The 12,703-nt window shown below is 64.3% G+C and carries 10 protein-coding genes and 1 pseudogene; 2 read left to right on the plus strand and 9 right to left on the minus strand.

Going from position 1 to position 12,703, the window contains the following annotated elements; all coding sequences use genetic code 11:
• Positions 1-16 precede the first annotated feature (16 nt).
• The 9 genes and pseudogenes from GPA22_RS10540 to GPA22_RS23090 all read right to left on the minus strand — a co-directional run.
• Positions 17-1,345, minus strand: coding sequence for an NAD(P)/FAD-dependent oxidoreductase (locus GPA22_RS10540; protein WP_169256028.1), 1,329 nt, complete (start codon positions 1,343-1,345; stop codon positions 17-19).
• A gap of 24 nt (positions 1,346-1,369) precedes the next feature.
• Entirely contained in the window at positions 1,370-2,260 is an 891-nt protein-coding gene (locus GPA22_RS10545) for a dihydrodipicolinate synthase family protein (protein ID WP_169256029.1), read from the minus strand.
• A 160-nt stretch (positions 2,261-2,420) separates the two neighbouring features.
• On the minus strand, positions 2,421-3,554 hold the full coding sequence (locus GPA22_RS10550; RefSeq protein WP_211169053.1) for a GlxA family transcriptional regulator: 1,134 nt from the start codon (positions 3,552-3,554) through the stop codon (positions 2,421-2,423).
• Positions 3,555-3,614: 60 nt separating this feature from the next.
• On the minus strand, positions 3,615-5,009 hold the full coding sequence (locus GPA22_RS10555; RefSeq protein WP_169256030.1) for an MmgE/PrpD family protein: 1,395 nt from the start codon (positions 5,007-5,009) through the stop codon (positions 3,615-3,617).
• A 109-nt stretch (positions 5,010-5,118) separates the two neighbouring features.
• Positions 5,119-6,141, minus strand: coding sequence for a glycine betaine/L-proline ABC transporter substrate-binding protein ProX (gene proX, locus GPA22_RS10560; RefSeq protein WP_246264248.1), 1,023 nt, complete (start codon positions 6,139-6,141; stop codon positions 5,119-5,121).
• A 42-nt stretch (positions 6,142-6,183) separates the two neighbouring features.
• The gene (proW, locus tag GPA22_RS10565) at positions 6,184-7,146 is read right to left on the minus strand and encodes a glycine betaine/L-proline ABC transporter permease ProW (RefSeq protein ID WP_169256031.1); all 963 of its coding nucleotides are present in this window, start codon (positions 7,144-7,146) and stop codon (positions 6,184-6,186) included.
• A 37-nt stretch (positions 7,147-7,183) separates the two neighbouring features.
• Positions 7,184-8,344, minus strand: a complete 1,161-nt coding sequence (gene proV / locus GPA22_RS10570; protein ID WP_169256032.1) for a glycine betaine/L-proline ABC transporter ATP-binding protein ProV — start codon at positions 8,342-8,344, stop codon at positions 7,184-7,186.
• Positions 8,345-8,598: 254 nt separating this feature from the next.
• Positions 8,599-9,441: an RHO alpha subunit C-terminal catalytic domain-containing protein gene (locus GPA22_RS22760; RefSeq protein ID WP_246264250.1), complete on the minus strand. Its 843-nt coding sequence runs from the start codon at positions 9,439-9,441 to the stop codon at positions 8,599-8,601.
• A gap of 75 nt (positions 9,442-9,516) precedes the next feature.
• Positions 9,517-9,810: pseudogene (locus tag GPA22_RS23090) on the minus strand (Rieske 2Fe-2S domain-containing protein); the annotation flags it as partial.
• A gap of 205 nt (positions 9,811-10,015) precedes the next feature.
• Between GPA22_RS23090 and GPA22_RS10580 the strand changes: the two are divergent.
• Both GPA22_RS10580 and GPA22_RS10585 read left to right on the plus strand, forming a co-directional pair.
• Positions 10,016-10,996: a LysR family transcriptional regulator gene (locus GPA22_RS10580; RefSeq protein WP_169256033.1), complete on the plus strand. Its 981-nt coding sequence runs from the start codon at positions 10,016-10,018 to the stop codon at positions 10,994-10,996.
• Positions 10,997-11,302: 306 nt separating this feature from the next.
• A complete protein-coding gene (locus GPA22_RS10585; protein ID WP_169256034.1) occupies positions 11,303-12,493 on the plus strand; it encodes a hypothetical protein in 1,191 nt (396 codons plus the stop codon).
• The last annotated feature ends 210 nt before the right edge of the window (positions 12,494-12,703 follow it).

Consider the following 12,703-nt stretch of genomic DNA (forward strand, 5'->3'; position numbering starts at 1 on the left):
TCCTCCGTTGTAATGATTAAAGTTCGACGCCGGCCTGCCACTCTTTCCACATCAGGGTCGAGCGCACCCCGATGCCGAGCAGCGGCTCGGGGGGATTGGCGACCGGCTTGGGCTGTTGCAGCAGGATGTCGAGCAGTTCGCTCTTGCTGCCGAGCGCGTATTCGGCGATGAGTTTTCCGCCGATCGTGCCGCGCGTCAGGCCCAGTCCGTTGCAGCCCACGGCACTGAACACACCGGGAGCGATCTCGCCGAAGGGCGCGCCGCCATTGCGCGACAGGCACAGTGCGCCACCCCAGGTGTATTCGAACTCGATGCCGGACAGCATCGGGAATCGCCGCTCGTAAGAACGGCGGTGGGATTCGCGCACGCGTTCGAGGCGGCTCGAACCGGCACTGACGTCGGGGTTGTAGGTGAAGGAGTTGCGGATGCAGATGCGACCGCCGGCAATACGGCGCACGGTCGTTCCCATCGGGTCGGCGGGGATCAGGCCCCAGCTCTCCTCGCCGCCGAGCCGCGCGAGCTCGTCCGGCGTGAGCTGCCGGGTCAGGCTGCCGTAGGTATAGATCGGCAGCATCAGGCCTTTCAGCCCGAGCTTGTCGAACTGCGCGGCATAAGCGTTGTTCGCCAGGATGAGGCGCGGCGTGGTGATGCGCCCCTGGTCGGTGACGAGCTTGTGCGGCTTGCCGACCACGATCTCGCGCACCGCGGTGTCCTCGTACACGCGCACGTTCTCGGGCAGCGTCGCGCCGAGCCCGCGCACGAGCGCCGCCGGCTGGACCAGCACGCAACCGGGCGCGTGCACGCCCGCGCGGTAGAAGTCCGTTCCCGTCACCGCCTTCATCTGCCGGGCGTCGAGCACGCTGTAAGGCTCGCCGAGCGCCGACAGGCCCTTCGCGAAGCCCTCCAGCGCCCGCTCGCCGCGTGGCTCCACGGCGCCGTGCAGCTTGCCCTGCTCGCGCCAGTCGCACTCGATCCCGTGCGTCTTGACGATGCCGCGCACGTAGTCGATCGCGGCGCGGTTGAGGCGGATCTGCGCCAAGTCGGCAGACTGGTCACCGGTGTAATCGTGCTTCGTGAGGTCGTGCGGCAGGTCGACCATGAAGCCGGAGTTGCGCCCCGACGCGCCGAAGCCCACGCGACGCGCATCCACCACCGCGATGGACGCGTTCGGCTGGAGTTCGGCCAGCCGGCGTGCCGCCGCGAGGCCCGACAGGCCCGCGCCGAGCACCACCCAGTCGGCCTTGATATCGCCCTTCAGCGGCTTCGACGGGGGAGGCGGAGGCAGCATCTCGTACCAGCCACAGCGCCCATCGTCCTGGGGCAGAAAATTGCATTTGAGCTGCATGTGAAGCGCCTCCGCCGCCGGTCCTTAACCGCGGAAAGAAACCAGCGTGTCGTAAGCGCGCTTGAACGCGGCCTTCTCGGCCTCGCCCAGCGGCAGCAGCGGACGACGCGCGGGGCCGACCGGCAGACCCGCCAGTTCGCAGCCGAACTTGACGTATTGGCAGAACTTGCCGCCCTGTTCGAGCAGGTTCAGCATCGGCATGATGCGCGCGGCCAGCTCGCGGCCCTTGACGAAGTCGCGTTCGACGACGCAGGCCTGATACAGCGCGACGTGCTCGGGCGCGAGGAAGTTGGACGCGCCGCATACCCAGCTGCGCGCGCCCCACACGAAGAATTCCAGGATCTGGTCATCCATGCCGCAGCTCAGCTGCAGCTGGTCGGCGTGTTCGGTGGCGAGCGTGTGCATGCGCTGGATCGAACCCGTGCTCTCCTTGATCGCCTGCACGTTCGGGCGGTCGCGCAGCGCGTTGATGAACTCGAAGCTCATCGGCGTGCCGGTGCGGTCCGGGAAGTTGTAGAGCATGATCGGCAGGCCCAGCGCGTCATCGACGCAGCGCACGTGCGCGAGCAGTTCGTCCTGCGTGGGCTGGCAGTAGTACGGTGCGGCGACGAGGATGGAACCGAAGCCGGCGGCCTTCGCATGACGACCCAGCTCCAGGCTCTCTTCCGTCGTCGTGGCGTTGATCCCCGCCATCAGCGGCAGGCGACCTTTGACGTGGTCGGCGACGTAGTCGAACAGGCGCTTGCGCTCGTCCTTGCTCAGCGCGTAGTACTCGCCGGTGGTGCCGCCGACGATCAGGCCGTGCACGCCCTGCTCGATCAGGCGGTCGATCGTCTTTCCGACGATGTTGTAATTGATGGAACCGTCTTCGGCAAAAGCGGTTGCGACGGGAGTCCAGATGCCATCGAAATTCATTGCGTCTCCTGGTAGCTATTCTTCAAGGGGTATGGGGGCGAAAAAATCTTAATTTCGTCGGACAAACGGGACAATCAACATTTCGTCCCGGCAATTCATGAATGGGCGTTATGAATCGAACGTCGACCGGCAGATTCAATAAGGGCCAATTCGTGTCCGGCTATCTTGCGAACTGCTGGAGCCGGAATTTGCCGGGGGCGACATGAAAGAATTGCCGGAAGCATTGGCAGAAGTGCGAGATGCTTGCAAATCCGCTGGCAACGGCAATTTCCGCGATCGGCTCGTTCGAGTGCTGCAAAAGCTGGCGCGCATGGGTCACGCGCAATTCCAGGTAATACCGTGACGGCGAGGCACCCAGATGGCGATTGAAATGCCGGTCCAGCTGCCGCCTCGACAAATCGGATAATTCGGCTATTTCCTCGATCGCGAGCGGCTCGTCGATATTGTTGTGCATCAATTCCAGGGCCAATTTCAGGGCCTGCGGCAAAGTGGGATCCCGATCTGCCGGCGCCCCCATGACCTCATGGCTTTTGTCGCAGCCCAATATTTCCTCGACCGAATCGACGACCGAAGACTCGTAATCGCACCGCAGCCACGCCAGCATCATTGCGAGGGAGCTGTTGGCACCCGCGCAACTCATCCGGTTGCCATCCAGGACGTGGGAATGCCGCGAAACCTGTGTTCGCGGGAATCGCTCGCCCATCAGCGCCCGCGTATCCGGATGCACGGCGCATTCGTGTCCGTCGAGCAGGCCGGCATCGGCGAGGAAGAAGGCTCCGTTCCACAGGGCGCCGAGCGTCGCCCCGGCAGCATGGGCCGCAAGCAGCTGGGAGCGGAGTGCGGGCAAGCCCTGCAACCGGACCCGGAGCCCGCCGCAAACGATGAGCAGATCGCCGCGCCGCACCTGAAGCGCCGCGAGATCGCCGTCCACGGAGATGCCGATGCCCAGATCGCTGACCGCCATTTCGCCGTCGGTACTCACGACCAGCGTCTCGAACAGCGGCTCCCGGCTGACGAGGTTCGTGGTCACCAGGGCGTCCACTGCCCCGGTGAAGGCCATCAGCGAAAAGTGATCGAGCACGACGAAGAACACGCGCCGGCCACTGCCCCGGGAATCCGTCCAGCCGCGCTCGTGCAGGTGGGGAAGATTCTTGTGCTTCAGCAGGCTCCTGAACGGAACGTGGATCCTGTCCGCCGGACGTCCGCCGTGATCGATCTCCGCCAAGGACTCGACGCGGATCTTCGGCGCAACCTTCGCCGGTTCCGGTCGCCGCGATGTCATGACTAGTGGCATGGATGTGCCCCTGCGAACGGGACGCTCCGGCGAACCCGCCGATGCGTCCTCAGCCCCTGGTCAGCCGAGGGCGGTTTCCGTTGTCGCGGATTCGCTGCCCGGCCCTGCCTTCGATCCGTCGGTGCGGCTCAGGATCAGATCGAACAGCGACGCGCAGCTCGCGCTCGCTGCGAGCTCCGCCACCTGGCGCTCGATGGCCTTGCTCTGCGCCTCGGGGAGCGCCCCGCGGGCCATGCGGTGGAACTTCTCCCGGAACTCTTCCCCGGACATGCGCGTCGCGGGGTCGCCCTTCGCGGCCGTGGTGACGCTGCTCAACTCGCGCCCGTCCTTGAGCCGGAGATGGACCCGCGACAGGATCTCCTCGGGGAAACGCTCCGACAGGTCATCGGCCTCGACGATCTCGATGCGGGCACTCAGCGCGCGAATATCCGGGGCATGGATCGCCTCGCCGGTCACCTCGTCCGGCCCGACCTGCCCGCGGCAGATCAGCGCCGCGAGGGGGAAGGCCAAGGCGTACTGGGCCTCGTCGGCATTGGCGGGAGCGTGCCCCTGAAGCCGCATCGACTCGTGGAAGGTCTCGACGCGGATGCGCTCGATGTTCTCGGCGCGGATATCGGGATGCTCCCTGCGCAACGCCTCCATCGCCGTGAGCGCCGGCTGCGCCCAGCGGCAGACCGGCCACGGCTTGAAATACTGCGCATCGATCTCCCAGCGCTCGCCGAGGTCGTGCCAGTACGGAGCCACGTCGCTCCGCTCGACCGTTTCTGCCGGTGCACCGGTCACGCCCGCACGGGCAAGCAGCAGCGCGTTGATGCCCGCGTACGCCCCCGCTCCATGCGCGTCGCGCAGCATCGAAGGATGATCGACGAGGCGCATCATCGGGCAGCGCGGCCCGAAGTACTCGGCGATCCCGAGCGCGTGACGGAAGGTGTGCTCGTCGAGGCCGAGGAGCCGCGCGCCTCCGCACACGACGCCGACGCCCGAGAAGGCGCCCGACGCATGGTATTCGGGCGCCGTCGCCATCAACGCGGCGCCCGCGCGCAGCCCGGTCTCGTAGGCGATGCACAGCGCGCTCAGGAACTCCTCGCCGCTGATCGCATGGCCCTGCTCCCGGTACGCGTCGGCGAGCGCCAGGAGCGCCGGCACGACGGTCGCACCGGCGTGCCCCTTCGACGTGAAGTGGCCTTCGTGCGCATCGAGGCTGTCGACGCAGAAACCGCCGGCCCACGCGGCCCCGAGGGGATGGACACGGTGCCCGTCGAACAGGATCCGGCTCGCGACGGTGGCGCCCGGGTAATGCTCGATGGCGTACTGGCGAAGGATGCTGCTGGTCTGGTTGTTGCGCGCGCCTGCCGCGACACCGAGGATATCCAGCAGGCTGATCAGAACGAGCTGACGTGTGGCAAGCGGGGCTTGCTCGAAATGGAAATCTTTGACAAACGAGTACAGGGACATTTGCTCTCTCACACCTGGCCGCATGGCCAGACACGAAAATCAGGCATGCGAAGGGCCGGAGGTGCCCGCGACGCGGGCCCCTCGTCACACCACTGGCGATACGGATTGCTTACTTGGCGGCGCGCGCCTGGGCGAGCCATTCGTCGAATTGCGCGCGGTGCTGCTTCACCCATTCGGCGGCATGGCGGCGGACGTCTTCAGCGCTCTTCTCCCCGTTCTGCATCCTGAGGTTCTGCGCACTCTCGTCGTCGGCACTGATCTGCACGTGCGCGAGGAATTCGCGCGCGGCGGGGTTCTTCTTGGCAAAGTCCTTGTTGAGCACCGCCTTGACGGTGTCGAGCGCGAAGCCGAGATTCTTGCCATCCACGATCGTGTTGACGCTGTTGTCTCCGCCCGGCAGGTCGGTGCGCGGCACCTCGAGCCACACCACGTCCTTGCCCGGGACGAGCACGCCGGAAATCCACTGCGGCATCCAGGTGACGTAGAGGATCGGTTGCCCCTGCTTGTAACGCGTGATGGTGTCGGCCATCAGGGCAAAGTAGGAGCCGCGGTTGTGGGTGACCGTGCGCTCCAGTCCGTAGGCCTTCAGGTGGTGCTCGGTCACCAGTTCGCAGCCCCAGCCGGGGTTGCAGCCGGTCAGGTCGGCCTTGCCGTCGCCGTTGGCATCGAACAGCTTGGCGATCTTCGGATCCTTCAGGTCGCCCAGGGACTTGACGCCGTACTTGTCGGCAGTCTTCTTGTCGATCAGGTAACCCTGCACCACACCGGGGATCACGTTCCCCACCTTCATCATGGCGCCGTCGCCGCCGGCCCTCTGGTAGAACTTGTCGTGCAGCTTTTCCCACAGGTGCACCGTGAAGTCCGCGTCACCCTGCGACAGGGCCACCATCATCGTCGGGTACTCGGTCTCCTTGGGATCCTTCACCGTGTAGCCCAGTTCGCGCAGCCCGGCCATGGCGATTTCACCGCGGAAGCGCTCCTCCGCGATCGGCGGAAAGATCGGCGTGACGCTCTTGCCCTGCCCCGGCTTGTCGGGCGCGGCCGCCATCGCATGGATCGGCAGCAGGGTGACGGCAGTGACCGTCAGGACACGGGCCATCTTCTGAATCAGGTTGCCGGCATCGAACAACATAGTCTCCTAACCTCTCTTTTTGGTTATGCAGCGGGAAGTGAATTACAGCGCGTGCCGGACGGGGCCGGGCTTCGTGTGGTTCAGGTGCAGGAGCCGCAGGCCCAGGCCGATGGGGCCCCGCTGGTACCAGCGCCGCGTCATGTCGGTGGAGGCGCTGCGCTCGCCCATCGCCTGCGTCAGGCGGTCGAGGAAGATCGCCAGCAGCACCAGGCCGACACCGCCGACAGTGGCCAGGCCCATGTCCAGGCGGCCGATGCCGCGCAGCACCATCTGCCCCAGGCCGCCGACCGAGATCATCGAGGCGATCACGACCATCGACAGCGACAGCATCAGGGTCTGGTTCAGGCCGGCCATCATCGTCTGCGTGGCCAGCGGCAACTGCACCCGGGTCAGCATCTGCCAGGGCGTGGCGCCGAAGGCGCGCGCCGCCTCGATCTTGTCCGCGGGAACCTGGCGGATGCCGAGATTGGTCAGGCGCACCAGCGGCGGCAGCGCGAACACGATGGTGACCAGCACGCCCGGCACGTTGCCGATGCCGAACAGCATCACGACGGGCACCAGGTACACGAAGGCCGGCAAGGTCTGCATCGCGTCGAGCACCGGCCTGATGAACTTCTCCAGCCGATCGTAGCGTGCGCACAGGATGCCCAGCGGCACCCCGAACAGACCGCAGAAGAAGACCGAGGTGAGCACCAGCGCCAGCGTGGTCATCGACTCCGCCCACACGCCGATCAGGCCCAGGAAAAAGAGGGTGACGGCACACAGCATGCCCATGCGCCGTCCGGCAACCTGCCAGCCCAGCAGCGAGCCCAGGATGATGCCGATGGTGGGGGGCACCGACAGGAGCAGGCTCTCGATACCGTTGAGCACCTGGTCGATGGGCCAGCGCACCGCGCGAAACACGTCGCGGAAATGCTGGACGAAATACGTCAGACTCGCCTCCACCCAATCCCCGAGCGGGATCTGGAGGGTCTGGAACGGATCAAGTAGATTGAATTCCGACATCTTGCCTACCTGCTATCTGTGATGTTTTTTCGAAGACTCAGTGGCGGCTGAGCGATTTCAGCAGCGATTCGCGCGAGATCGTGCCGTGCAAGGCCCCGTCCCGCGTCACGACGGGGAGCGGATACGGCACCGCGGCGGCGAGTCCGAGGACGTCGTGCAAAGGCGTATCGAAGGGAACGACGCTCAGATCCTTCGGGGCCAGCTTGCGGGCCCCGTCAGCGCGGCCGGTGCAATTGTCCAGAACCCCCAGGAAGCGCCCGTCGTTGTCGACGATGAACGCGTACGGAATCGCCGGCGCCTCGGGCGTCGCGCCGTTCGTCTGTCGAACCACGATCTCCGATTCGAACTTCGCCACGTCGCCGGCCCTGAGAACCTTCGACGAATCGACGTTCTTGAAGAAGGTCTCCACGTAGGCATCGGCCGGGTTGTTCAGGATCTCCTGCGGCGTGCCGACCTGGACGACGCGCCCGCCCTCCATGATCGCAATGCGGTGTCCGATGCGGATCGCCTCGTCGAGGTCGTGGGAGATGAAGATGATCGTGCGCTTGTGCTCGGCCTGGAGACGGATCAGCTCGTCCTGCATTTCGGTACGGATGAGCGGATCGAGGGCCGAGAAGGCTTCGTCCATCAGCAGGATGCTGGGGTCGTTGGCCAGCGCGCGCGCCAGTCCGACGCGTTGCTGCATGCCGCCCGACAGCTGATGCGGGTAGCTATATTCGTGCGCCGCCAGCCCGACCTGCGCCAGCGCTTCGCGCGCCCGGCGATTGCGCTCCTTCTCGGCGACGCCCGAGATCTCCAGTCCGAACGCGGCGTTTTCCAGCACCGTCATGTGCGGCATCAGCGCGAAGGACTGGAACACCATGCTCATTTCCTTGCGCCGCACATCGAGCAGCTGCTTGTCATTGAGCCCGGTGATTTCCTTGCCGTTGAGATAGATGCTGCCGGAGGTCGGTTCGATCAGGCGATTGAACAGCCGCACCATCGTCGATTTGCCGGATCCGGACAGGCCCATGATGACGAAGATTTCACCGCGCTTCACGGTGAAATTGGCATCGAAAACACCGATCACCTGCCCCGTCTTCTTGAAAATCTCGTCCTTGTCGGCGCCTTTCTCCAGCATCTTCAGCGCCTCCTGTGGCCGGTCGCCGAAGACCTTGAAGATGTTCTTCACCACAAGGATGTCGTCGTCCCTATTCATTTGCCACCTCGTCTCCTTTTATATCCGGAAAGATTCGCCGAAGCGTCTCCTCTTGTCTGCCTATAAGTTATAGGCCGCGGGAGACTACGTCCAACGATGTATTCGTCGGGTATTCGATAACCCACGGTAATCAATCGATCAGTACACCTTATGTCGATAAGGCAAACTATTCGACCTGGACCGGGGAATTGCCGCGGGCGTCCTTTGGCACCCGCTGAAGGGGCCGGCAACGAATACCGGCCCCGAGGAAGGAATCAGACGTTCAGCTTGCGGCGCATCGTGTCGCAATACCAGTCATCGAACTGGCAGGGGCCGTTCTCGGCGGTGTCCGAATAGGGGCCCGCCACGTAAGCGGGAGAGCTCACGCCGGCCTGCGTCCCCTCGACGAGCCTGCGGTCCTGGTCGTTCGTCGCCTTCCACACGCGGGTCAGGTGCTCGATGTCGTAATCGACCCCCGCCTCGGCATTCTTGTGGACCAGCCACTTGGTCGTCAGCAGGGTCTGGTCCGGGCCCATGGGCAGGACGCGGAAGCTCAGGGCGTGATCGCCGAGAAAATGGTTCCAGGTCGACGGGTAGTTGAAGTAGAGCAGCGCGCCGATGTTCTCCACCCCGCTCTGATCGAGGCGGCGCGACACCGCCGGCTTTCCGTCCATCGTGTAACTGACGGCGTTCGGTGCGAGCGGAATGCGCGTCATGCGGAATTGGCCGTTCTCGGCCATCACGAGCCGGCTCGGCAGCCCCTTCGCTTCACAACGATCCCAGAAGGCCGCGAGCTCCGGCTCCTCCGCGCCCCCCACCCCGGCGACCGAGAGGTTTTCGACGAAGGAATTCAGCAGTTCGGGGTGGGAACCTTCGCAGTGATAGCACTCGCGATTGTTCTCGAACACCAGCTTCCAGTTTCCCTTCTCCACAATGCTGGCCTCGTAGGCTACCTTGCAGTCAACGAGGCTGTGGGGGGCAAGGAATGGCGTGACGGCCTTGCGGAACGTCTCGAAATCGGGCGCCGTTTCGGCGACGCAAACGAAGATGTAGCTTTCCACGACTGCGCAGTGGGCAGGTTTCAGGCCGTATTGCTGCTTGTCGAAATTGCTGCCCATGTTTCCGGCGAACAGCAATTTCCCGTCGAGATCGTAAGTCCATTTGTGGTACGGGCAAACCAGCTTGGCGGCTTTCCCGTGCGCCTCGCTGCAAACCCTGGAGCCGCGATGGCGGCAGGCGTTGTGGAAGGCGCGGATTTCGCCGTCAGCCCCGCGCACGACGGCGATCGGATAATCTCCGATCTGGAGCGTGACATAGTGCCCGGCTTTTTCGAGTTCGAATGTATGCGCGGCAAATATCCATTCCTTATGCCAGATCTGCTCCAGGTCATCACGATATGCATCCTGATCGCTGTAAAGCTCACCGGGAAGGCCATGACGCGCCTTGCGCTGTTGCAGGAAACGGACGGTCTTGGTTTGATTGCTCACTTTTGACAACTCCTCCTGTGGGGCTCGGTCCCCCTTGCCGCCGCCTGGGTCCGCCGATAAACCGGGCGGGATCGACGGCTCGCAGAGAGATCCGATTTGCGTTGAATCAACACTCGTTTTTTGATTTTGTAACTGCCCCAGTCTAGTTACGCTGTGCCTCCCCGCACAATCGACTTTTTCTGAAAAAAACTGATAACCTCGCGTTATGAGTAAGCCCGCCGATCCCGACCAGACCCTGCTCAAGATGCCCTCGCTGCGGGCAGTGAAGTGTTTCGTCGCCGCCGCGCGATACCAGAGCTTTACCCGGGCCGCGGAGACGCTATGCGTGACTCAGGCGGCAGTCAGCCGCCAGATCCGCGAGCTCGAGGATCACCTCGGCACGGCGCTGTTCAAGCGCGTCGGGCGTTCGGTCGAGCTGACCACCGCCGGCTCCCTCTTTTTCGACGCCGCACAGCTGTCGTTCATCAACATCGCGCAGGCGGCGGACCGGATCCGCGAGGACGAGGGCCGGGCGGCGCGGCCGCGGCGCAGCCTGACCCTGTGCTGCTCGCCGGCCTTCTCGGCGCTGTGGATGGCGCACCGCCTCCCGAGCTTCTTCAGCGCGAACCCGGACACCGATCTCAATCTGGTCACCACCCAGAATTTCCTCTCGATGGAACCGGGCATCCATCCCGATATCTTCATCACCAAGATGTCACGCGTACGGCCCGGCTACATCAGCGTGCCGCTGTTCCATGACCGGATCTATCCGGTATGCACGCCGCGCTATCTGGAGGCGCATCCGGACATCCGGACCCTCGAGGGGCTGCGGGATGGCGTACTGCTCAACCTGAGTCCCTATGGGCGCTCGCAGGTCGCCGAGCACGTCGATTGGGGGATCTGGTTCGCCATTCACCACCTCGACATGGAAGATCGTGTCCGCCGCGGTCCCCACTACTTCAACGCCAACGATTACAACCTCCTCGTTCAGATGGTGCTCAGTGACCAGGGGGTCGCCCTCGGCTGGGATCACCTGGTCGGACCGCTGGTCGAACGGGGGCTGCTGGTCAGGCCGGTCGAAGAGGAAGTGGTGCTGGAAGAGACTCACCATTACCTGTCCTACCGCGAGGACAAGGCGGACGATTGCGCCATGATCCGCTTCCGGGACTGGTTCCTGGATCAAAGCGGCATTCAGGCAAACGGCTGATTCCTTCCCGTCGGCGAGCCCTCGCCGACTTCGACGCCAGCGTCCGCCGATCCGGTTCGGCCCCATTTGGCGCTCCCCCAATGCGTGTAATTGAGCGACCTGTGCGGCAGCGTCATCGATACGTCCAAAAAAGGACATTTGAAGTCCGCTGCACCACATTCTCCCCCGCGGGCAAATTCTAAGATTTGTTGCAATTAACCGCCAAAGAGCGGGCTATCCGCGCGTTGCCGCGTTCGCGGGCCGCAGCGGCTGCTTTGCCATCCCCTGCATTTCCACACCCGCACCAGTCCACAAGGAGACAACAAGATGAGCCACTCACCATTCCGCAGGGCGGCACTCCCCGCTGCAATTGCGGGGATCTTGATCGCATCGGCCTACGCGCCGGCACACGCCGACGAGGGCGACGGCCAACTCAAGATCGGCGGTGCGCTGCGCGCGCGCTACGACTACCGCGACTACGGCGACAAGGTCAGCAAGCTGAGCTTCGACACCTTCCGCATCGACGTCAATTACGACTCGTCCACGCTCTTCGGCTCGGCCCAGTACCGCTTCTACGGCAGCGCCTTTCCGTACGACTACACGAAGGAGATCGGGCGCATCAACTTCCCCGCGTGGGCGTGGCTGGGCTACAAGGTGGGCGAGGACACGCGCGTCGTGGCCGGCATCAACCAGGTCCCCTTCGGCCTGCTGCCTTATGTCAGCAGCACCTTCTACCAGAGTCTCGTCAACGTCATCGGCCTCGAGGACGTCCACAACCTGGGCGCCAAGGTGCAGCAAAAATTCGGCGCGCTGGACGTGCAAGTCGGCTTCTACCCCCAGGACGGCGGCGACTGGGCCGGCACTTCGCGTGACTCGAACCGCTACTCGGTCAACGTCGTGAAGGCCGACAGCTACGTGACCGGCGGCAGCAACAACAAGGAGCGCAACCTGATCGTCGGCCGGGTGGCCTACAAGTTCGAGCATGGCGCCGAGTCGAGCTCCGAAGTGGGCGTCTCCGCGCTGCACTCGACCCTGCACAACGAAGACACCGACGACGACGGCACGCGCAAGGCCTACGCGTTGCACTACGGCGGCAAGTTCGGCGCACTCGGCATACTCGCCGAGCTCGGCCGCCAGGACATGTCGCCGCGCAACCCGGCGGCGGTGGGCAACGACGCCGTCACCTTCGGCGCCTATGACGGCTCCTTCAACGTGGCGTCGAAATCCAATTTCTACTCGGCCGAGGTGAACTACGCCCTGCCCTGGACCTTCGGCCCGGTCAGCAACATCACCCCTTACCTGAACTACAGCGTCGTCGCGAAGGACAAGTCCGCCTTCAAGGACTCCCAGCGCATCAACCTCGGTGCCCACTTCACCGCGGGCCCCCTGTTCATCTACACCGAGCTGCGCTGGGGCAGGAACGACCCCTATACCGGCGACTTCGTGAACGGTGCCGCGGCCGGCGGCGCGGACAAGTGGAACAAGGCGTTCTACGCGAATATCGGCTACTACTTCTGATCCGCAGTTCGCCCTGCAAGTGCGCCCCGGGTCCGAAAGGATACCGGGGCGTTTTTTTGGCGCCCGTTTGAAAACCGGCAGCAATCGGGATAGGGGCGGTCAGGCTTCCTGACCGATCCCCTCCCACACCACCCGGCATGCGGGTCCGCACCGGGCGGTTCGAGCAGTTGAGGTCATGAGAGCCGCGGCACGCCGAGTCGGTCGAAGTAG

It is taken from the genome of Aromatoleum toluvorans (assembly GCF_012910905.1).
GTDB classification, from domain to species: domain Bacteria; phylum Pseudomonadota; class Gammaproteobacteria; order Burkholderiales; family Rhodocyclaceae; genus Aromatoleum; species Aromatoleum toluvorans.

Coding starts and splice junctions, on each gene's coding strand:
- GPA22_RS10545 (WP_169256029.1), bottom strand. CDS start 2,260: ATGAATTTCGATGGCATCTGGACTCCCGTCGCAACCGCTTTTGCCGAA.
- GPA22_RS22760 (WP_246264250.1), bottom strand. CDS start 9,441: ATGGGCAGCAATTTCGACAAGCAGCAATACGGCCTGAAACCTGCCCAC.
- GPA22_RS10585 (WP_169256034.1), top strand. CDS start 11,303: ATGAGCCACTCACCATTCCGCAGGGCGGCACTCCCCGCTGCAATTGCG.
- GPA22_RS10550 (WP_211169053.1), bottom strand. CDS start 3,554: ATGCCACTAGTCATGACATCGCGGCGACCGGAACCGGCGAAGGTTGCG.
- GPA22_RS10540 (WP_169256028.1), bottom strand. CDS start 1,345: ATGCAGCTCAAATGCAATTTTCTGCCCCAGGACGATGGGCGCTGTGGC.
- proV (WP_169256032.1), bottom strand. CDS start 8,344: ATGAATAGGGACGACGACATCCTTGTGGTGAAGAACATCTTCAAGGTC.
- proW (WP_169256031.1), bottom strand. CDS start 7,146: ATGTCGGAATTCAATCTACTTGATCCGTTCCAGACCCTCCAGATCCCG.
- GPA22_RS10580 (WP_169256033.1), top strand. CDS start 10,016: ATGAGTAAGCCCGCCGATCCCGACCAGACCCTGCTCAAGATGCCCTCG.
- GPA22_RS10555 (WP_169256030.1), bottom strand. CDS start 5,009: ATGTCCCTGTACTCGTTTGTCAAAGATTTCCATTTCGAGCAAGCCCCG.
- proX (WP_246264248.1), bottom strand. CDS start 6,141: ATGTTGTTCGATGCCGGCAACCTGATTCAGAAGATGGCCCGTGTCCTG.